This window comes from Prescottella sp. R16, assembly GCF_030656875.1.
Lineage (GTDB): Bacteria > Actinomycetota > Actinomycetes > Mycobacteriales > Mycobacteriaceae > Prescottella.
Genome location: NZ_CP130943.1, coordinates 1,289,284 through 1,308,758 on the forward strand (window position 1 = coordinate 1,289,284; position 19,475 = coordinate 1,308,758).

The 19,475-nt window shown below is 65.2% G+C and carries 19 protein-coding genes; 9 read left to right on the forward strand and 10 right to left on the reverse strand.

Annotated features, from left to right (window positions below):
* Positions 1 to 33: 33 nt before the first annotated feature.
* Entirely contained in the window at positions 34 to 1,410 is a 1,377-nt protein-coding gene (locus Q5696_RS06115; RefSeq protein ID WP_305094310.1) for an aldehyde dehydrogenase family protein, read from the reverse strand.
* Between the two features lie 71 nt (positions 1,411 to 1,481).
* The gene (locus tag Q5696_RS06120; RefSeq protein ID WP_305094311.1) at positions 1,482 to 2,552 is read right to left on the reverse strand and encodes a zinc-binding dehydrogenase; all 1,071 of its coding nucleotides are present in this window, start codon (positions 2,550 to 2,552) and stop codon (positions 1,482 to 1,484) included.
* A 68-nt stretch (positions 2,553 to 2,620) separates the two neighbouring features.
* Between Q5696_RS06120 and Q5696_RS06125 the strand changes: the two genes are divergently transcribed.
* Together Q5696_RS06125 and Q5696_RS06130 are read left to right on the forward strand one after the other, a co-directional pair.
* Positions 2,621 to 3,793, forward strand: coding sequence for a CaiB/BaiF CoA transferase family protein (locus Q5696_RS06125; protein ID WP_305094312.1), 1,173 nt, complete (start codon positions 2,621 to 2,623; stop codon positions 3,791 to 3,793).
* Between the two features lie 45 nt (positions 3,794 to 3,838).
* Entirely contained in the window at positions 3,839 to 4,402 is a 564-nt protein-coding gene (locus Q5696_RS06130; protein ID WP_305094313.1) for a TetR/AcrR family transcriptional regulator, read from the forward strand.
* 5 nt (positions 4,403 to 4,407) lie between these two features.
* On the opposite strand, the gene Q5696_RS06135 is transcribed toward Q5696_RS06130, so the two are convergent.
* The 5 genes from Q5696_RS06135 to Q5696_RS06155 all read right to left on the reverse strand — a co-directional run bounded on the left by Q5696_RS06135 (position 4,408) and on the right by Q5696_RS06155 (position 9,215).
* Positions 4,408 to 5,136, reverse strand: a complete 729-nt coding sequence (locus tag Q5696_RS06135; RefSeq protein WP_305094314.1) for a TSUP family transporter — start codon at positions 5,134 to 5,136, stop codon at positions 4,408 to 4,410.
* A 175-nt stretch (positions 5,137 to 5,311) separates the two neighbouring features.
* Positions 5,312 to 6,553, reverse strand: a complete 1,242-nt coding sequence (locus tag Q5696_RS06140) for a CaiB/BaiF CoA transferase family protein (RefSeq protein ID WP_305094315.1) — start codon at positions 6,551 to 6,553, stop codon at positions 5,312 to 5,314.
* Positions 6,554 to 6,589: 36 nt separating this feature from the next.
* Positions 6,590 to 7,624: an ABC transporter substrate-binding protein gene (locus Q5696_RS06145; protein WP_305094316.1), complete on the reverse strand. Its 1,035-nt coding sequence runs from the start codon at positions 7,622 to 7,624 to the stop codon at positions 6,590 to 6,592.
* 44 nt (positions 7,625 to 7,668) lie between these two features.
* On the reverse strand, positions 7,669 to 8,451 hold the full coding sequence (locus tag Q5696_RS06150) for an ABC transporter ATP-binding protein (protein ID WP_305094317.1): 783 nt from the start codon (positions 8,449 to 8,451) through the stop codon (positions 7,669 to 7,671).
* Between the two features lie 8 nt (positions 8,452 to 8,459).
* Positions 8,460 to 9,215: an ABC transporter permease gene (locus Q5696_RS06155; RefSeq protein WP_305094318.1), complete on the reverse strand. Its 756-nt coding sequence runs from the start codon at positions 9,213 to 9,215 to the stop codon at positions 8,460 to 8,462.
* A 355-nt stretch (positions 9,216 to 9,570) separates the two neighbouring features.
* Between Q5696_RS06155 and Q5696_RS06160 the strand changes: the two genes are divergently transcribed.
* Complete coding sequence (locus Q5696_RS06160; RefSeq protein WP_305094319.1) at positions 9,571 to 10,161, forward strand: TetR/AcrR family transcriptional regulator; 591 nt, start codon at positions 9,571 to 9,573, stop codon at positions 10,159 to 10,161.
* 428 nt (positions 10,162 to 10,589) lie between these two features.
* On the opposite strand, the gene Q5696_RS06165 is transcribed toward Q5696_RS06160, so the two are convergent.
* Complete coding sequence (locus Q5696_RS06165; protein WP_305094320.1) at positions 10,590 to 11,972, reverse strand: aminotransferase-like domain-containing protein; 1,383 nt, start codon at positions 11,970 to 11,972, stop codon at positions 10,590 to 10,592.
* A gap of 133 nt (positions 11,973 to 12,105) precedes the next feature.
* Here Q5696_RS06165 and Q5696_RS06170 point away from each other — a divergent pair, with 133 nt between their 5' ends.
* Complete coding sequence (locus tag Q5696_RS06170) at positions 12,106 to 12,570, forward strand: GNAT family N-acetyltransferase (protein WP_305094321.1); 465 nt, start codon at positions 12,106 to 12,108, stop codon at positions 12,568 to 12,570.
* On the opposite strand, the gene Q5696_RS06175 is transcribed toward Q5696_RS06170, so the two are convergent.
* Both Q5696_RS06175 and Q5696_RS06180 read right to left on the reverse strand, forming a co-directional pair.
* Positions 12,543 to 13,553, reverse strand: coding sequence for a pseudouridine synthase (locus Q5696_RS06175; RefSeq protein ID WP_305094322.1), 1,011 nt, complete (start codon positions 13,551 to 13,553; stop codon positions 12,543 to 12,545). The genes Q5696_RS06170 and Q5696_RS06175 overlap by 28 nt on opposite strands.
* Entirely contained in the window at positions 13,550 to 14,152 is a 603-nt protein-coding gene (locus Q5696_RS06180) for an SMI1/KNR4 family protein (RefSeq protein WP_305095155.1), read from the reverse strand. The genes Q5696_RS06175 and Q5696_RS06180 overlap by 4 nt, the downstream gene beginning before the upstream one ends.
* A gap of 187 nt (positions 14,153 to 14,339) precedes the next feature.
* Here Q5696_RS06180 and Q5696_RS06185 point away from each other — a divergent pair, with 187 nt between their 5' ends.
* The 5 genes from Q5696_RS06185 (at position 14,340) to Q5696_RS06205 (ending at position 19,411) form a co-directional block, all read left to right on the forward strand.
* Positions 14,340 to 15,425: a GmrSD restriction endonuclease domain-containing protein gene (locus Q5696_RS06185; RefSeq protein WP_305094323.1), complete on the forward strand. Its 1,086-nt coding sequence runs from the start codon at positions 14,340 to 14,342 to the stop codon at positions 15,423 to 15,425.
* 395 nt (positions 15,426 to 15,820) lie between these two features.
* Positions 15,821 to 16,783: an ABC transporter substrate-binding protein gene (locus tag Q5696_RS06190; RefSeq protein ID WP_305094324.1), complete on the forward strand. Its 963-nt coding sequence runs from the start codon at positions 15,821 to 15,823 to the stop codon at positions 16,781 to 16,783.
* Entirely contained in the window at positions 16,780 to 17,616 is an 837-nt protein-coding gene (locus Q5696_RS06195) for an ABC transporter permease (protein WP_305094325.1), read from the forward strand. The genes Q5696_RS06190 and Q5696_RS06195 overlap by 4 nt, the downstream gene beginning before the upstream one ends.
* Entirely contained in the window at positions 17,589 to 18,323 is a 735-nt protein-coding gene (locus Q5696_RS06200) for an ABC transporter ATP-binding protein (RefSeq protein WP_305094326.1), read from the forward strand. The genes Q5696_RS06195 and Q5696_RS06200 overlap by 28 nt, the downstream gene beginning before the upstream one ends.
* Complete coding sequence (locus Q5696_RS06205; protein WP_305094327.1) at positions 18,320 to 19,411, forward strand: LLM class flavin-dependent oxidoreductase; 1,092 nt, start codon at positions 18,320 to 18,322, stop codon at positions 19,409 to 19,411. The genes Q5696_RS06200 and Q5696_RS06205 overlap by 4 nt, the downstream gene beginning before the upstream one ends.
* Positions 19,412 to 19,475 lie beyond the last annotated feature (64 nt).

Consider the following 19,475-nt stretch of genomic DNA (forward strand, 5'->3'; position numbering starts at 1 on the left):
GTGAGGTTTCCTTTTGCCATCGGTGAATCAGAGTCAGTTCCGGATATTCTTGATTCGCGCCTCGGTATAGGCGTGGAGGCCTTCGCGTCCCAACTCGATGCCCAGTCCGGACTGGGCGGCCCCTCCGAACGGGATGTCCAACTCGGCTGGACCATGTTGGTTGATCCACCGGGTGCCGCTACGGACACGGTCGGCGACGGTGGCGGCGCGTTCCTTGTCGGTACTCCACACCGAGCCGCCCAAGCCGAAGTCGGTGTCATTCGCCATCGCCACGGCTTGCTCGACCGAGCCATAGGTGAGGATCGGCAGCAGAGGTCCGAATTGTTCCTCACGGACCAGTCGAGAGGTGGGCGAGAGGCCGGTCACCACGGCAGGCTGAACGAAATAACCCGGTAGGTCTGCCCGGTTGAGCGCAGTCCGATGGAATTTGCCGCCGTCGGCACGTGCGGCAAGTTCGAGGTCGACAAGGAACTGCTGCTGTGCAGCATTGTTGACCGGCCCGATCGTCGTACCCTCGACGCTGCCGTCGCCGACGATTTGCTCCGACAAGTAATCACGGAAGGCTTCGGTGATCGAAGCCTCCAACTCAGCAGGAACCAACACCCGCTTGGGGGCGATGCAGACTTGGCCCGCGTTTCGGAATGCCACGGCTGCGATACCGAGGACTGTACTCTCCACGTCCGCATCCGGGAGGACGATTGCTGCGTCGTTACCACCCAGTTCGAGGGTCAGCCGCTTGAGGCGCGGAGCCGCCGCCCCCATGATCCGGCGCCCAGTGGCAGTCGATCCAGTGAAGGAAATCTTCTCGATGCCGGGATGTTCGACAATCGCTTGACCCAAGTCATTATCTCCCGTAAGCACCTGAACCAGCCCGGCAGGAAGCACCTTGTCGAGGATGTGGCCGAGGGCCAGCGAGGCAAGCGGCGTGGAGGGGGCCGGCTTGACCAGCGCCGCATTTCCGGCAAGCACCGCTGGGGCGACCTTCCAAGCCATGAGTGACAGTGGGAAGTTCCATGCAGTGATAAGTCCAGCGACGCCCAGCGGGTGGAAGTGACGGGTGACAGTCTGGCGCTCGTCGGATCGCAGGATCTCCGGCTCCAGGGAAAGCGTCGCGAAGTAGGCGAAGGCGCGGGCGGCGATACCGACCTCGAGCTGCGCCTGAGCAAGCGGCTTGCCCTGCTCGAGAGTCAGTGTGCGAGCAAGGCTTTCCGTCTCTGCTTCGATCAACTCGCTGACGTCCGCCAGGCACTGACGTCGACTGCTTTCGTCGGTGTCGGCCCACGAGTGCTGCACACCCTGGGCTCGCACCAGCGCGTCACCGAGTTGGTCGGCCGGGAGGACGTCGACGTGACCAACCACCTCGAGTGTCGCGGGATTACTGACCGGAGTCCGAATCAATGAGTTAGCCATATGGCTAATCTAGCCATATGGCTAACTCACGTCAAGGGATCAGCCGCTTGGGTTGCGAACAATTTGCAACGTCAGGTCACGATGATTGCTCTGCCGAGGACGCGTCCCTCCTCTAGAGCGGTCACAGCCTCCTGGATCTCTTCGAACTTGTAGGTGTCGGTCACCAGTTGGCCGACGTCGAGACGTCCCGTTGTGTGCCAGTCGCAGAAACGCCGCAGGCTATCCTGGGTGCAGGTGCCTCCCAGTGTTCCAATCAGCGACTTCTGGTTCCACAGCATGTCGGTAACGTCGACCTCGACGGCGCTGGGAGGGATTCCGACCAGTGCGACATCTCCACCCCTGCCGAGCCCAGCGATGCCGTTGCGGGCCATCGCCACTGCTTGGCTCACTGTGGCCGGCGCTCCGACGCAGTCGATCACCAGGTCGGCTCCGGTGCCGAGGGGGTGGTCGGCCAGGAGTCGATGCACGGCGGATACCGGGTCGACTTCGGAGGCGTTCACTACGTCGGTAGCGCCGAGTCGGGTGGCGAAATCCAGCTTCTGGTGGCTGACGTCCACTGCGACGATGCGACCTGCGGAGGAGGCGGCGGCTCCGGCGATCGCCGTCGTGCCGATGCCGCCTATGCCGATCACGACGACCGTACTCTGGGGTCCGACCGGAACGGTATCGGTGACAACGCCGGCGCCCGTGGGTACCGCGCAGCCCACGATCGAGATCTCGTTGCTCGCGGCTTCTTTCGGCAATTTCATGACATAGAGCGAGTCCAGCAGCACGTGATCGGCCCAGGTGTAGATCTGCGGCGAGAGCCAGTCCGGACCGTCCTTCCTGGCGATGAGAGCCTGTTCGGGAAGCCTGCCCTCCGGGTCTCGGGCGGGGATCCACGTGATGAGGACCGGGTCACCCTCGCTGACGTTGCGAACTTCGGCTCCGGCCTCGACGACCACACCGACCGCCTCGTGACCCAACAGCATGGGGTTCGGGCGCTCCTTCTTCATCCATGTGAGGCTCGACCGGCACACTCCCGAAGCCTGCACCTCCACGCGCACCTGGTGCGGTCCGGGGGCCGGCAGCGCCACTTCTCGAACTTCCAGAGGTCCGTTGGTCATGTCCTGGACGACTACGCGCGCAACTCTGCTCGTCATGATGTTCCCCTTTCTCGGGAGCCGACTTGCCCGGTGACAAGTCGTGCTCACTGTCATAAACTAGCCAAATGGCTAACTTGATGGCAACGGCATCTTCGAAAGGCCCGCTCGCCGGTCGCCGGGTCATCGAGATCGCAGGGAAGGGGCCCGGCCCTTTCTGTGGGATGGTGTTGTCCGACTTGGGCGCCGACGTCATCCGGGTCGACCGACTCGGCACCACCTACGCGCCGACGGAGGTCGTGCATCGCGGTCGGCGATCCATTGCAATCGACCTGAAGTCGGAGCGCGGCGCGGAGCTGGTCCGCCGGCTCGCCTCCACCGCAGACGCTGTGATAGAAGGATTTCGCCCTGGGGTGGCTGAGCGGCTCGGGATCGGACCAGCCGAGTGCATGGCGTCGAATCGACGACTGGTTTACGGTCGCGTGACCGGATGGGGGCAGTACGGCCCCCGGGCTCAACAGCCCGGCCACGACATCAACTACCTAGCTGTATCGGGTGCCTTGCATGCCATCGGACGTGCCGCCGGCTCGCCTGTGCCGCCGGCGAATCTGCTGGCCGACTACGGCGCCGGTGGCATGTTGCTGGCCGTGGGGCTGTGTGCCGCGATGCTGCACGCTGAGGTCAGCGGCTCCGGACAAGTCGTCGACGCAGCGATGCTCGACGGAACTGCGCTGCTGACCGCGGCGATGCAGGGTCGGCTCGACGGCGGCACCTGGCGCGATGAGCGCGGCGCGAACCTGCTCGACACAGGGTGCCCCTTTTACGACGTTTACGAGTGCGTCGACGGTCGCTTCGTCAGCATCGGTGTACTCGAGCCCAAGTTTCTTGCCGGCCTCGTCGTGGCACTCGGGCTCGCCGAAGAGCTGGCGCCACTGCCGACGACGCGCGCAGAGTTGGAAGATCCCCGGCACTGGCCGCGGTTCAGGCATGCCTTCGCCCGCGTTTTCGCCAGCCGCACCCGCGATCACTGGTGCTCGGTACTCGACTCGGTCGAAACGTGCTTCGCTCCTGTGTTGAGCTTGCGCGAGGCGCGGGAGGATCTGCATGCAAGAGCTCGAGGGATCTTCGGCCACGCCGCCGGTCCCGGACATCCATGTCCCGCCCCGCGTTTCAGTGGTACACCGCTCTCCCCTCCGCAGGCGGTGAGGGGCCCAGGATCCGATACGAGCGAGCTCCTCGGGGAGCTCAATCTGTCTGTCGGCGAAATCGAAGCAATGCTCTGTGACAAAGTGATCGAGTAGCGCCGAGCTCTACCACCCCGCCAACCATCCAGCGAAAGGAACCCAGTGAGTGACCCGAGGAGTGCTACGCCTCCACAGCCAGACGCGCGTGAGCGACTCATCGCATCTGCGATCAAACTGATGAGCAGTCAGGCACCCAGCTCGATTACCGGTCGTCAACTGGCCAGCCACGCCGATGTCAATTACGGGCTGATTCATCACTACTTCGGCACTAAATACGACGTGTTCCGGGCAGCGATCGACCGCCTCGTCCAGACCTATATCGCCGACACGGCATCTACGAGCCAGACCGCCGATCTCTCGGTGGCCACGCTTCGTCGCCAACGGTCCGTATGGAAGGTGTTCGCGCAGTTCGCACTCGACGACAAGGCCAGGTCACGGATCAAGTGGCCCTACACTGTAATGCGCCAAGAACTGCGAGATCTGGCCGGAGAAGAACCGGACCGGGAGCGTCGGCAACTTGCTGCGCTGGATTCGGCTTTCACCTTCGGTTGGGTGGTTTTCGATCCGTTGCTACGTGAGGCCTACGACCTCGACGAGAGTGACATGGAGGAGGCGATCATCCGCTTCCGGGAGCTCGTGGCAACGCCACGCCGCATCGGTGAGTGATGGTCCTACGTCAGGAGTACGGAGATCCCGCCAACTGCGATGACTGCCACAACCACCATCTTGAACAGCTCGACTCGCATTCCCTGCGCGAAGTTGGTTGCGAGATAAGAAGCTACCAACGCAGCCGGGAGCCAACAGGCGGTGGCAATCAGTACAGTCCGTGGTACTACCTCTTGGGTGAACGTAACCACCACTGCCGTCACAGTATTGGAGACGACAAAGTACGACGAAAGGTTGGCTAGCGTCGCTATCGTCCCCAAACCTTCACGAGCGAACATCAAGGCCGGTGGGATGCCATTCAGGGAGGCAACCATCCCCATGACGCCGGATGCGGTACCGACGCCGGCGGTGCTGCCGATACCGAACTGGCGGTCGCTGGCCGGTGTGACTGCCAGCACCAGCGCGGCACCGAGGACGAGCACCCCGATCATCCGGCGCAGGTTCTCGGAAGGCAGTACCTCCAGCACCAGCCAGCCGATCACCATTCCGGGGACATAGCCAACGAGGAGTGTCATCACCCTCGGAACCTCGACAGCGCGGACGAACCTCAATGCGACTGAAAGGCGGGTACTCGCACCAAGTAAGAGGTTGATCACCACCGCAGTTGGCAGAGGAATGCCGAGGAGCAGGAAAAGTGGAGTGGAAACCAGGGCGAACCCGAACCCGACCACGCCGCCGAGTCCGGCTGCTGCGAAGGCGCAGATTGTTCCCAACAGGAGTTGCTGTGTGCTCATGCGGGACCGACTGTTACTTCTGACCAACGGTCTTCCGAAAGTCGCCTGTATACGTCATCGGGCGTGACCGGCGTGGGGTACAGCTGGAGCTGTACCCCACGCCGGTGGAGGTTGGGCAGCACGGCGTTGTCAGGCGTTCGCCGGGCACCCGAATAATGAGGACTCACCGTGCGAATCAGGCTTCGCTGCTGCGGTGCGGTAGGAGATGCTCCAAGATCGCCTGGTTGTCACACCCAAGAGGTCGACCGGGGCTCCAGACGCCGCCGGGTTCATTGACGAGTCGCGGAAGTGCGGCTTGCATGGTGACCTCTCCCAGTTGTGAGTCCGGGACGGTGACGAGGTTGCTTCGCGCGGCAACGTGCTCGTTCTCGACGATGTCGTGAGCAGTATTGACGGGACCGCAGGCCAGCCCCCGCTCCCGCAGCAGGGGAACAATCTCGGCCAACGTGTAATCGGTGGTGAAATCCGCCACCCGCTTGTCGACGAGATTGCGGTTGGCCAGACGTTGCTCGAGATCCATACCAGCGAGGTCGCTTGCCCCCATCACCGCCGCGAGCCGCTGCCACATCGCCTCGGTCGAGGCAGGCAAGACCAACCAACGTCCGTCACTTGTGGGGTAAACTCCGGACGGGCATGCGTAGGCTTGGTCGTTGCCCGTCGCCGACCGGATCTCGCCGGTAGATGTGTAGCCCGTGATGAGGTCGTCCATCATTCTCATGACCGGCTCGTAGAGCGCCAGGTCGACAAGCTCGCCTTGTCCGGTAGCTCGCTGCCGGAACAGTCCCAGCATCGTCGCGTAGGCACCGAAGTATCCGGCAAGGCCATCACCGAGTGGGTAGCCGCTGAACATCGGTTCTCCACCTCGGGGTCCCGAGATTTGAGTGAGACCGGCGAAGGCCTCCGCGACCCGTGCGAAGCCCGGGTGATCCGCGAGCGGTCCAGTACGTCCGTAGGCGGTGAGGTGCAGCATGACTAGAGAGGGATTCAAGCCGACCAGTTGATCGTGGTCGAGGCCCCACTTCTGCAGTGTGGGCAATCTGAAGTTGGTGATGAAGACGTCGGCCTGGGCCACAAGTTCGCGCATCACCTCCCCGTCTTCCTCCAGATGGAAGTCGAGGGCCATGCTGAGTTTGTTCCGATTGGTGGCCTTGTGAAAGAGGGACTGCCCATCCTTGAACGGCGGGTATCCGCGCAATGGATCACCGCGACCAGGTTGCTCGATCTTGATGACCTGAGCGCCGAAGTCGGCAAGCAGTGTGGCTGCCAGCGGGGCCGCGATCAGAGTGCTCGCTTCCACCACCCGCACTCCCACGAGGGGGCCGGAGCCGGCGGTGCCGGCCGATGACTGGGCGAACAGTTTGTTCCATGCGCTGGCCGGGTCGCCGCCGGCAGATAGCTCTCGCTCGAGAGTAGTCATGTTTGCTGATTCCAATCTTCCGACTCGTTTGCTGACTCACTCGGAAAGTGCGGACAGGCACTGCGCGGAGACGAAATCGCCGTAAGCAGGCATGGTGTCGGTGCCGGCCATGGCCGCTTGCTGCTCCCAGATTTCCTGCGTAAGCACGGGTCCGAAGGTCGTCGTCTCGAAAATTTCCATGCCACGCTTTTCAGGTTGCTCGAACCAACCCCCCAGCGACTTCCCGAGTTCCTGAGCATTCTGTGGATCCTGCACCCAGTCGTGCGCCTCTCCGATCGAGGTGCAGAAGGCTGTCACGGCGTCCGGATTCGACTTGACCCAATCGGCTCGGGCGCCGGTCACGCTCTGGAGCATCCCCTTATAGAGGTCTGTGCTCGACGAGGTGGCGGAAGCACTGGTTAGCACCGTGTAATCTTTGCCCTCTTCGCCGGCGAGGTGCGCCACCTCCGGGAAGAGGACTGCGGCATCGAACCTGCCCTCCTTGAAGCCGGCCAGGATCGCGGGCACGGAGCCCGCTCCGACGGTCGAGTAGTCTTTGGTATCCAGCCCGGCCTCGCGGGCCGCGATCTGAGCGAAGTAGTCGATCGTTCCGCCGGGAACCGTTACAGCCACGGTCTTGCCCTTGATCGCAAGCGCGGCGTCAGGGTTGCCCACGTCCATCCCCTGCGCCATACCAGGGTGAATCACCATCGAGTAGTTGACGTGAGCGCCGCCGGTCAGCGCAACGATCTGACCATCACCAGACTTCATCAACGGCACCATGGTGGGCGCCGGCAGGTCGGCGATGTCGAGGCTCCCGCCGAGGAGGGCGCTGGTCTGTTGCGGTCCGGCTTGAATGGGTACTAGGTCGACTTCGAGACCGTTCGCCTCGAAGATCCCCTGTTCCTGCGCCACTTCGGTGAGATAGGACGTGAGAATGGTCGGATAGTAGCCGACGCTGATATGCATCTTGCCGTCAGAACCGGCCTCCACCGTGCCGTTTCGTCCCTGACCGCCGCAGCCCGTCAGAACCAAGGTAACGGCCGCAGCGATGGCCAGAGGCATCATTCGTTTCGGGGTGGGAAGTCGCACTTGTTTCTCCTGGAGATTGTGCTGGAGGGAGCGGGAGAACCGAGTCAGAGGAAGTGACACATCAACTCGCGCCGCAGCGATTGGAAATCGGGGTGAGTGGTCAGCTCTGCCGATCTCGGGTATTCGAAGGGGACGTTGACCTCGATCGCCACTTGCCCGTCCTTGACGAGAACGACCCGTTGTCCGAGCATCAGTGCCTCGTTGAGGTCGTGGGTGACGAATATGACGGCTTTTCCGGTCGCTTTCCACATGCCGACCAGTTCTTGCTGAACGGCGAGGCGAGTTTGGGCGTCCAGTGCGGCGAACGGCTCGTCCATGAGGAGTATGTCCGGCTCCGAGGCCCACGTGCGAGCGAGGGCCACTCGCTGGCGCATGCCCTGGGAAAGTTGCCACGGCCACTGCGAGCTTGCATGCGACATGTGGACCATCTCCAGGTAACGCGCTGACTTCTCGCGCCTCTCGTGCCGGGGTTTGCCGCGCAACTCGAGCGGGAACTCGACATTCTTCCGAGCTGTCCGCCATGGGATGAGCGCGTCACGGGCGAACATGTAGGACATGCGTTCGCGAGCGTCGCGCGGCTGACCACCCAGCATGTCGACCTCACCCGCAGTGGGCTCGACCAAGCCGGCGAGCATGTTGAGGATCGTGGTCTTGCCACATCCGCTCTTGCCTACCAGGACGAGAAATTCCCCCGGCCGCACCTGAAGATCGACCCCGTTGAGAACGTGTCGCTCGTCTCCGGTGGGAGTGGTGAATACGACATGGACGTCACGAAGGTCTGCGACCGGAGTCGTCGTCGCGCACTCGTTCTCTGTGGATAGTGACATTGCTTTCCTCACTTGTCGGCCGGCTGCTGCCAGCGCAGGATTCGGTTCTCGATGAGACGCATACCGACGTTGATCACGCTGGCGATTACGGCCAGTACGAGGAGGATTCCGTAGATGGCCTCCATGCGGAACAACCCGGAGTAGTGAATCGTGAGCTGCCCCAAACCGACGCGAGCGCCGATGATCTCGGAGGTCACCACTCCGAGGAGTGAGTAGATGAAACCCAAGCGCAGGCCCGAGAAAATTGATGGGATCGCTACCGGGAACAGGATTTTGGTGAAGACTTGCCGTTTGGTTGCGTTCAGGACTTTGGCGAGCCTCAGGACCTCGGGATCAACCGATTTAACGCCCGCCTGTGCCGACGCCATGATGAGGAACACGGCGATGCTGAAGCCGAGCGCCACCTTGGCACTCGTGCCGATTCCGAAGTATATGATGAAGACCGGCGCCAACGCGATGCGTGGCATCGCGTTGATCGCATCCACATAGGGGCTGATGACCTTCTCGACGCGGGGCAGGAGTCCGATGCTGATGCCGGCTACGACGCCGACAACGGAGGCCAAGGCGAATGCAGCCAACGTCGCGGCCATGGTGGCGCGAGTAGCCTCCATGAGCTCTCCGTTGCTCGCACTCTCGGTGAGATAGCCCCACACATCGGCGGGCGTTCGGGACAGTACCGGGGGCACCAAATCCAAAGTCGTGACTGCGTGCCAGGCAGCAACAATGGCTACCAGCACGAGTGCGCGGGCCACGAACAGCGACACCCAGGAGTTTCCCCATCGAGGTGAGTGCGCGGAGCTGCGGCCTTCCTTTCGCAGTCGCCGCGACAAGGTCATACGTTCGCTGGATGACGAGAGGGGGCGTGCTGCAGGCCCCCCGCCCGCTCCGCCCGAGAGGGTTGTTGTTGACACAGATGTTCCTTCCGTGGACTGACTGACGAATGGTGGTGACGAGTGACGAGGAGCGCCGCGGTCAGGAGGCATCAATCTGCTCGGCGGTCGCTCGGATTCCGGGAAAGCTAGTGCCCAACCGGGAAGTTACATTTTGTAATGACAGGATGTTATGCTCATCACATCAAGTACCGCAAGCCCTCGGCCGGAAAATGTTTGGAGCTTCCACATGGCGCAGCGCACTCGACGCGACCGATCTCTCACAGACTCGCTGGTATTCCAAGCCGTACGCTCGCTCCTCGTACGCGATGGCGTGCTCGCCGGGTTCACCTTCCAGGCCATTGCCGACGAGGCGGGCGTCAACCGAGTGCAGCTGTACCAGAAGTTCGGCACGAGGCGCGGACTGCTTCGGGCGGCGATCCAGGATCTGATGAACGAGACCAAAGCCGACCGGTCTCGGTATCGAAACCTGCCGTTCGTGAAGCGGCGCCGGGCAATCTTCGAGCAGGCATTGGCGAATCCGGACGTCACCCGGCTCGAGGCCCTCTTGGCTCAGGATGGGGACGACGCGTACCAGATCTTCCCCGAGATCGATCTTTCTCGAGCGAACCTGCTCCGTGACTACGAGGAAGGCGCCCTGCCGGAGGACGCCGACGGAGTCGCCTTGCACGTACTCACCGCGGCGGCCTACATGGGCTACTGCGTTTTCAGAGACGGATATGCCCGGGATGTCGAGATCGATGCTGAAGAGCTGGATGGTCGCGTGCTGGAGGCTTTCGAGTACTTGCTCGACCGCGCGTTGACCAAACCCTCACGCTAGTCCGGGGGAGTTGCTGGACAGGCGCGGTGTCACACTGCGGCAGTGTTGACGATGGCCTCGTGTTCGATGAGGGGCGATCGGCCAGTCGTGCCTGGTGTCGACGGGGGGAATCGAACTGAAAGTTTATTGACCACAACAACTTCGGTGCATTCGTATCCACAGCCGGGAACGACGGGCGGGGTGTAGCGGCACCGTTCGTCCGCAGCGGTGGGGGTGGCTGTAGTCGACGGGTGCTCGACGGAATGCTGTGGTTCCGGTGGCGCCGTCGGTCAGGTTCTGTCATTGCACCGACGTGTCGGGAAAGGTATACGCCGTCACCGAAACCGTTGCGGTGAAGGTTGTTTCGCCGGGTTCACCAATGCGGTCGGGGGTGGCGGGGGGTCGGACAAGCGTGGAGCGGTGTAGAACGCAGTGAACTTCAACGACTTTCACTGTTCGAGGATGTCGTCGAGTCGTCGTACTCCTTCGATTATCTGGGCCTCGGTCGCGGCCCCGTAGGAGAAACGCAGGAACGGGGCGGGGGGTTCGTCCGTGAAGAAGTGGCGTCCGTCGCCGACGAGCACCCCGGCTGTGTAGGCGGCGGCACAGATTTCTCGGGTGTCGCTGCCCTGCGGCAGTCGGGCCCAGAGGTGCAGGCCCCCGCGTGGGACGGAGGGGATACGGATCTCGGGTGCGATGGCGCGGATCGCGGAGACGAGTGTGTCACGCCGCGTGGCGAGTTCGGTGCGCAGACGTTTGAGATGCCGGGGCCACGCACTCGACGTCAGGAGGCCGCAGGCGATTTCCTGCATCAGTGGCGCGACGCAGAGGTCGTCCGCGGTGCGGGAGGCGCGGAGCCGTTCACCGGCCGGGCCGCGAGCGACGATCGCGCCGAGTCGGAGACCCGGCGAGGCCGGCTTCGACAGGGTGAAGATCGACACGACGTGCCCGTCGGGGTCGTCGTCGAAGAGTGCGGCCGGGGGGCGGCCGTCGATGTCGAGGTGTCTGGCCCAGTCGTCCTCGATGACGAACACGCCGTGCCGGGCGGCGAGTTCGAGTACCTGCTTCCGGCGTTCGGTGCTCAATACCGCGCCGGTGGGATTCGCATAGCTCGGCTGCAGGTAGATCACACGTGCTCGCGTGCGTTCGAGTTCGTCGGCGAGCCGGTCGACCCGGATTCCGTCGGCGTCGGCGGGCACCGACGCGAGGGTCAGGCCCGCGCTCTGTGCCGCGAGGATGGCGCCCGGGTAACTCGGACTTTCGGTGATGACCGTCGAGCCGGGTTCGGCGAGGGTGCGCATCGTGAACACGAGCCCCTGCTGCCCGCCGGAGACCACGAGCACGTCGTTGGGGTCCGCCCGATACTCGGACGCGAGGATGCGCCGCAGTTCCGGCGATCCCGCGTGCGGCGTCATCATCCAGGACCGACCGCTCTTCGCCGCCCGCGAGCCGATGCGGTGCAGCTCCTCGTTCGGCAGCAGCTCCGGTGCCAGGTACCCCCACGACAGCGGAATGTGTTCGGCGGTGCCGTAACCGCCCAGGCGAGCGGCCCGGTCGGCATCCACCCGGGCCCCGGCGAGCGCCTGGGACTGCCACGAGAAATCGGGCTCGGGTAGTCGTTCGCGGCCCGACACGAACGTCCCCCGGCCGGGCTCGGCACGCACCAGTCCGAACGCACTCAATTCCGAGAGGGCCGCCGAAACGGTGGCTGCACTCGCCTGGAACTCGGCGGAGAGGTTCCGGACCCCCGGCAGCTTCTCCCCGGCCCGCATCGTGACGATGCGCTCGCGGAGGCGGTCCGCGATCTCCGACGCTCTGTTATCGTTGGACATGAAACAAGTAGATAACGTTACTCACATATCTGCAATCTTGTTACGCCCTCGGCCGCGGTCGAGGTCACCCTGTCGGACTCGGAGTCCTCAGCGCTGATCTGCCGAAATCTTCGAACACCGACAGGAGCCACCCATGGCAACGATCACCCCTCCGACGATCCGCCCGCTCGACCCCGCGGACGAAAACCGCTGGCGTTACCTCTTCCGCGAGTACCGCGAGTTCTACAAGCTGCCCGAGTCCGAGGACGTCGTGTCCCGGGCGTGGGGATGGTTCATGGATCCCCGGCACGAATGCAAGGCACTCGTCGCGGAAGCCGACGGCGAGATCCTCGGGTTCGCGCACCATCGTCGTTTCTCGTCGCCCTACACCGGCACCACCGGCCTGTTCCTCGACGACCTGTTCACCGATCCGGCGGTTCGCGGCCGGGGCGTCGGGCGTGCTCTGATCGGGCGTCTCACCGAGATGGCCGCCGCGGAGGGGCGTGCCGTCGTGCAGTGGGTGACCGCCGACGACAACCTGCAGGCCCAGGCGCTCTACGATACCCTCGCCACGCGCACGAACTGGGTCACCTACGAGGCCGGGCCCGCGGGGAAGTGAGCGTCGCACCGTGACGGCGCCGGCGCCTCGCTCAGCGTCCGCTGGGTGACGAACCGGCGCGCCACCCCGGACAGGGGATCGGTGAATTCCAGTTCCCGCGCGAGCAATTGGAGCGGAAGCGTGTGGTCGTCGGGCATCTCGGGCAGAAGGTCCGGGTACCAGGTGTCGCCGAGGATGCCGATGCCGAGCGCCGACAGGTGCACCCGCAGTTGATGCATCCGGCCGGTGTGGGGGCGCAGGAACGTGTGCAACACAGCACGTCCCGAAGCACTCACACCGGTCGCATGCACCGCGATCGACGTCTCGGAGTTGGGTTCGCGGGTGTCGTCGACGACCACCCGCAGCTCACCGCGCCGGGCCTCGATGTGATTGCGGTACACGACCGGAACCGGACGGCCGGCGAGCGTCGGGGCCTCCGGATCCCAGCCGTCCGGCAGCGCCGACACCGCCTCGTACACCTTCGTGACCCGACGCTTCTCGAACAGCGACTGGTAGGCGCCGCGGGTCGCGGGGCGGGCCGAGAACATCACCAGACCGGCCGTCGCTCGATCGAGACGGTGGATCGGCGTCAGATCCGGATTGTCGAGCCGGACCCGCAACCGGACCAGCGCCGACTGCTGTAGATACCGTCCCCCCGGAGTTGTCGGCAGGAAATGCGGCTTGTCGACCACCACCAGGTCGTCGTCGACGTGCAGGATCTCCTCGTGGAACGGCACCGGCTCCTCCACCGGCAGATCCCGGTAGTACCAGACGAACACGTGTGCACCCAGCGGTGTCCCACGTCCGACCGGTGCACCGTCGGCGCCCACGATCTCACCGGCATCGAACCGTCGCAGCAGATCGTCGGCATCCAGATGATCGAACCGGGACACCACGTACTCGGCGATCGTGGCCCACGGCCCCGACGTCGGCACCCGCAGTCGTGTCGGCCCGACCCCGTTCCGGACGGGTAGCGGTGAAGGCATCGGCACGCGGGTCATCATCCCACCGGCGCGTACTCCCACTCGAGGCGGCCGTCGACCACGGACGGAACCCAGCCCCCGTCGAACGGGGCACCGGATTCGAAGCTGTTCGCCAGATCCGTCAGCATCGCGCTCAACGACGCCCAACGCGGACCGACATCGTCGGTGTCGACCTTCTCGAACTCGGTGACACACCCGTGGAGCGGGCCGGGTCGAGTGTCGACGACGAGTAGATAACCGTCCAGCCCGGCGAAGGGAACGAACGCGGGGTGATAAGTGCCGGCCCCCGAGCCGGCGGCACTGTCCGGGTCGGGGGCGCCGAAGTCCTCGTCGAACTCGCCCCAGATGTCGAGTTCCATGGCCCGCTCGTCGATCACCCGATCCAAGGGGAGCAGTTGGTGCCGTGGCAGCAGCTGCACGTGGTCGCCGTCCGGCAATCCGTTGGCGAGGCCGAAGAATTCGACCAACTCGTCCGGCCACGCGACACCGGTGGCCGTGATCGCCGCATCGATGTCGGTCCTCGGCGCACCCGAGAACTCGACACCGTCGATGTTGGTGCGCAGCCAACGGCTGATCCGCTCCCACTGGTCGCTGACCGATCCGGCCGGTGTTGCATGCATCGTCGTCACTGATGTGTCCCTCCCGTGATGGTGATGCCGCCGACCCTAGGCACCGGTACCGACAGAACCGGCTCGCCGCGGGCTGTTACTGGGGTAAACGTCGGGTGATATTCGCAGTAACAGCCCGCATCGGCGGGGAGATGGAGAAGATGATCCGACAACCTCCCCAGCAGACTCGAGGAACACCATGCGCATCTCCCACACCGTGCGTATCGCCCTGCCCGTGCTCGGCGCAGTCGTCGTGCTCACCTCCTGCTCGGGGGCCGATGAACCGACCGCATCGACGACCACCACGATCACGACCACCACGACCAGCGCGCGTCCGACGACCACGAGCACCTCGACCGCGGTGGCTGTGAGTGAACAGTCCGCGCAGGACAGCACGGCCGCACTCGCGGCGCTCGAGGCACTGCCGGTCAAGGGCCGCGCCCCGAAGACCGGCTACGACCGGGCCCTGTTCGGGTCGGCCTGGACGGACGATGTCAGCGTTGCCGGCGGCCACAACGGCTGCGACACCCGCAACGACATCCTCCGCCGGGACCTCGCGAACATCACGCTCGCGCCCGGTTCGAACAACTGCACCGTCCTCACCGGCACCCTGGACGACGCCTACACCGGCAAGACCATCGAGTTCACCCGCGGCGAGGGCACGTCCAACGCGGTGCAGATCGACCATGTCGTCGCACTGTCCGACGCGTGGCAGAAGGGTGCGCAGCAACTCGACGAGCAGACCCGGCGCAACTTCGCCAACGACCCGCGCAACCTGCAGGCCGTCGACGGCCCCGCCAATCAGCAGAAGGGTGACGGTGACGCCGCGACCTGGCTGCCGTCGAACAAGGCGTACCGGTGCACGTACGTGTCCCGTCAGGTCGACGTGAAAACCGCCTACGGACTGTGGGTGACGCAGGCCGAAAAAGATGCCATTGCAAGGGTGTTGGGTGACTGCGGGGGTGTCGCACCGGCCGCCACGACGTTGACCGTCGCACCGGTCGTGGGTCAGCCCACGACTATCGATCCACCGGCCGCCCCGGCCCCCGTCCGCCAGGAACCGGCGCCCGCTCCGGTCCCTGCTCCCGCTCCCGCACCGGCGCCCGCTCCGGCGCCTGCTCCGGCTCCCGCCCCCGCTCCTGCTCCTGCGCCGTCCGGTGGCGGCAACGTCTACTACAAGAACTGTGCTGCCGCCCGCGCCGCCGGTGCGGCACCGATCTACGCGGGCGAGCCCGGCTACAGCAGCAAACTCGACCGCGACGGTGACGGTGTCGCCTGCGAGTAGGAGTCGGTCCGAGCATCCCGACCGACAGTCCTGTCGGTCGTGATGGAACTCGCGTGATTCGAACCCTTGAACGTGCAGGTCGGCGGGGTGGCGACGGCATGTCGCGGTGCGGTTGCCGTTGACGCGGACGGTGCGGTCTTTCAGGATTTCGGCCATGACCTTCCCCGCCGACTTCTGGGTGTCCCGGTACGCCGTCGTGGCGTGCGGGGTGTGTGCCGTCTGTCCGCGTTCCTGTTGAGCGTTGTCGGCGCGCCACATGTTTTCGTGGCGACTTGTACCGAGCGCCTTCGTATTCCGGCCTGACGTCGGATTCTTCTGCATCCTTCACGCACGTATCGGAGGTTCCCATGCGTCGTTCGACGCGTACCCGTTTCGCCTTTCTCGCCCTAGCCGCAGTGTCCGCTGCGGCACTCACCGCCTGCAGTAGTTCGCAGGCCTCGGAGCCGTCCGAGTTCGCCGGCAACCCGGATGCCGGTGTCACACTCCGGATCGGGGACCAGGTGAAGAGCACCCAGTCCCTCCTCGAAGCGGCCGGTGCTCTCGACGATCTCGACTACCGGATCGAATGGTCGACATTCGAGGCCGGTCCGCCGCTGCTGGAAGCGTTGGGGGCCGACAAGATCGATGCCGGTGCCACCGGTGATGTGCCGCCGGTGTTCGCGCAGGCGAACGGCAATCCGGGCCGGATCGTCGCGGTGCAGGCCCGCACCGGGGCCAACGATTTCCTGCTGGTGCCGGGTGGTTCCCCGGCTGCGTCGATCCGTGACCTGCAGGGCAAGCGGATCGCTGTCACCCAGGGATCCAGCTCGCACGGTTTCGTGCTGGGACTGCTCGAGCAGGCCGGGTTGCCGGTCGATGCTGTCCGTCTCCAATTCCTCAGCGCTGCAGATGCACTCGCGGCATTCACGGCCGGCCAGGTCGATGCGTGGGCGGTCTGGAATCCGTACTCCACGATCGGGACGAAGACGGCCGGCGCCCGGATCGTGGTGGACGGCAGCGAGGTCACCACGGGCCAGTCCTACTTCTCGGCGGCAGCAGGCGCGCTGGCCGACCCGAAGAAGTCCGCGGCGCTCGACGACTTCTTCGAGCGTCTCGCCCGCGCCCAGGCCTGGGCCGACGCACACCCCGACGCATGGGTGCCGATCTTCGCGAAGCTGACGAAGCTTCCCGAGGAGGTGGCTGCTGCCGCGTTCGACACCTCGAAGGGGCGCTACGTGCCGATCGACGACGATCGAATCGCCAAGCAGCAGAAGCTGATCGATCTCTTCGTTCAGGCCGGAGTGCTGACGTCGGCGCCGGTGGCCGCGGACTGGTTCGATCCACGATTCGACGATGCGATCGAGCGGGGATCGAAATGACCGCGACCTTGACGAAACCGTCGACCGAGGTCCGACCGTCGACGAAACCTGAAGCGAGACAGAAGGCTCGGCGGCCTGCGCGGCCGGCGCTGCGACTGCTCTCGCCGATCGCGCTCCTGGTCCTGTGGCAGGTGCTCAGCAGTGCCGGCGTCCTGTCCGAGCAGACACTGGCGTCGCCGGCGCAGGTGCTCGCGGCGGCCACGGAACTGTGGTCGGACGGCAGCCTGCAGGACGCCCTGGCGGTGTCGGTGCAGCGAGTGCTGCTCGGTGTCGCGCTGGGAGTGAGTGCGGCCGTCGTGCTGGGCGGGCTGGCCGGGTTCTCGCGGATCGTCGAACTCGCGATCGACCCGCCGATCCAGATGTTGCGGACGGTGCCGTTCCTCGGCCTGATCCCGCTGTTCGTGATCTGGTTCGGGATCGGGGAGCAGCCCAAAGTGTTCCTGGTGGCGCTCGGCGTGATGTTTCCGCTCTACCTCAACCTGTTCGCCGGCATCCGCAGCATCGACGGCAAACTCGTCGAGGCGGCCGAGACCCTGGGGTTGAACAAGTTTCGGTTGGCCGTCCACGTCGTCCTGCCCGGGGCGCTGCCGCAGGCACTGACAGGGCTGCGGATGTCGCTCGGCGTCGCGTGGCTTGCACTGATCGTCGCCGAACAGATCAACGCCGACGCCGGACTCGGCTATCTGATCAACAACGCCCGTATCTATTTCCGCATCGACATCGTCATCTTCGGCCTGCTCGTCTACGCGTTCCTCGGACTCGCGACCGACGCGTTGGTGCGGGCCCTCGAAGGGAGGCTTCTGGCATGGCGCACAACGTATCGCGGGGCGTGACCACACCCGTCGTCACAGCACACGGAGTTCGACGTGTCTTCGGTGCGGACGTGGTTCTCGACAGTATCGACCTGACGTTGCGGCGGGGAGAGATCGTGGCACTCGTGGGGCGCAGCGGCTCCGGTAAGTCGACGCTGCTGCGTGCCGTCGCGGGCCTCGACCGCGGTCACGGCGGACGCATCGACGTCGACGGTTCGATCGCCGTCGCATTCCAGGAACCGCGGCTGCTGCCGTGGAAACGGGTGCACCGCAACGTGTCCCTCGGTCTCGACGGCGCCGGGGGAAAGGAACGAGCGATCGAGGCGTTGGGTGAGGTGAACCTGGCACACCGGGTCGACGCGTGGCCGCTGACCCTGTCCGGCGGGGAGGCGCAGCGGGTGTCGCTCGCCCGCGCCCTCGTCCGCGAACCCGATCTGCTGCTGCTCGACGAGCCGTTCGGTGCGCTCGACGCCCTCACCCGGATCACCGCCTACGAGTTGCTGATCCGGCTGTGGCAGCGACACGGATTCGCGGTCCTGCTGGTGACACACGACGTGGAGGAGGCGGTGCTCCTGGCCGACCGGATCCTGGTCCTCGCCGACGGCCGGATCGCCCACGACGTCGCCGTCGACGCGCCACGACCCCGGCAGCGATCGGATCCGCGGGTCGTCGACCTCCGCACGCTCGTCCTCACTCACCTCGGCGTTCTCGAAAGGACACCCGCATGACACTGCACTTCCACTGGTTTCTGCCCACCTCCGGTGACGGACGCGAGGTGGTCGGCGCGCTCGGGTCCGGGGCGGCATCGGGGCGGGCGACGCAGTCCCGCCCGGCCTCGCTGGACTACCTGACCCTGGTCGCGAAGACCGCCGAACAACTCGGCTACGAGGCGGTTCTCACACCGACGGGCACGTGGTGCTCCGATGCCTGGGTCACCACCGCTGCCCTGATCCGGGAGACGAACAGGCTCCGGTTCCTCGTCGCGTTCCGGCCCGGACTCGTCGCCCCGACACTCGCGGCGCAACAGGCCGCGGCGTTCCAGCAGCTGTCGGGTGGCCGACTGCTCCTCAACATCGTCACCGGCGGTGACGCCGAGGAGCAGCGGCGGTTCGGGGACTTTCTCACCAAGGAGCAACGCTACGAGCGCACCGGCGAGTTCATCGACATCCTGCGTGGGGCGTGGGGTGAGGAGCCGTTCGACTTCACGGGAAACCACTACCGGGTCGAGGGCGCGACCGCGCTCCCGGCGCCGACGCCGGAGATCTTCTTCGGCGGTGCCAGCGAGCCGGCGCTCGATGTCGCTGCGAAACACGTCGACACCTACCTCACGTGGACGGAACCTCCTGCCCGGGTGGCGGCCCTCGTCGACGACGTCCGCCGCCGTGCCGCCGCGCACGGGCGCACGGTGAGTTTCGGGATCCGGGCGCACGTGATCGCCCGGGACACGTCGGCGGAGGCGTGGGCGGTGGCCGACGGACTGGTCGACCGGATGGACCCCACCCTGATCGAGATCGCCCGGAACCGATTGGGCCGGAGCGAATCCGAGGGTCAGCGTCGGCAACTCGGCTTGAGTTCCGACCTGCGGAACCTCGAGGTGTATCCGGGACTGTGGGCAGGATACGGGCTGGTTCGCGGCGGCGCGGGCACCGCGCTGGTGGGCAGCCACGAGGAGGTGGCGGCACTGATCCGGGAGTATGCGGCTGTCGGGATCGACCACTTCGTGCTCTCCGGTCAACCGCACGTCGAGGAGGCCTACTGGTTCGCCGAGGGTGTCCGCCCGATCCTCGCCCGGCAGGGCCTGGCGCACGCGGCGTAGCGGCCGACCTGCCGGAAATTCGGTTGTGTCGTTCCTCGGCGGCAGTACCGTCGAGGAACGACAC

Coding starts and splice junctions, on each gene's coding strand:
- Q5696_RS06165 (WP_305094320.1), bottom strand. CDS start 11,972: ATGTCCAACGATAACAGAGCGTCGGAGATCGCGGACCGCCTCCGCGAG.
- Q5696_RS06140 (WP_305094315.1), bottom strand. CDS start 6,553: ATGACTACTCTCGAGCGAGAGCTATCTGCCGGCGGCGACCCGGCCAGC.
- Q5696_RS06205 (WP_305094327.1), top strand. CDS start 18,320: ATGACACTGCACTTCCACTGGTTTCTGCCCACCTCCGGTGACGGACGC.
- Q5696_RS06120 (WP_305094311.1), bottom strand. CDS start 2,552: ATGACGAGCAGAGTTGCGCGCGTAGTCGTCCAGGACATGACCAACGGA.
- Q5696_RS06125 (WP_305094312.1), top strand. CDS start 2,621: ATGGCTAACTTGATGGCAACGGCATCTTCGAAAGGCCCGCTCGCCGGT.
- Q5696_RS06150 (WP_305094317.1), bottom strand. CDS start 8,451: ATGTCACTATCCACAGAGAACGAGTGCGCGACGACGACTCCGGTCGCA.
- Q5696_RS06195 (WP_305094325.1), top strand. CDS start 16,780: ATGACCGCGACCTTGACGAAACCGTCGACCGAGGTCCGACCGTCGACG.
- Q5696_RS06200 (WP_305094326.1), top strand. CDS start 17,589: ATGGCGCACAACGTATCGCGGGGCGTGACCACACCCGTCGTCACAGCA.
- Q5696_RS06160 (WP_305094319.1), top strand. CDS start 9,571: ATGGCGCAGCGCACTCGACGCGACCGATCTCTCACAGACTCGCTGGTA.
- Q5696_RS06185 (WP_305094323.1), top strand. CDS start 14,340: ATGCGCATCTCCCACACCGTGCGTATCGCCCTGCCCGTGCTCGGCGCA.
- Q5696_RS06135 (WP_305094314.1), bottom strand. CDS start 5,136: ATGAGCACACAGCAACTCCTGTTGGGAACAATCTGCGCCTTCGCAGCA.
- Q5696_RS06175 (WP_305094322.1), bottom strand. CDS start 13,553: ATGATGACCCGCGTGCCGATGCCTTCACCGCTACCCGTCCGGAACGGG.
- Q5696_RS06170 (WP_305094321.1), top strand. CDS start 12,106: ATGGCAACGATCACCCCTCCGACGATCCGCCCGCTCGACCCCGCGGAC.
- Q5696_RS06115 (WP_305094310.1), bottom strand. CDS start 1,410: ATGGCTAACTCATTGATTCGGACTCCGGTCAGTAATCCCGCGACACTC.
- Q5696_RS06180 (WP_305095155.1), bottom strand. CDS start 14,152: ATGCATGCAACACCGGCCGGATCGGTCAGCGACCAGTGGGAGCGGATC.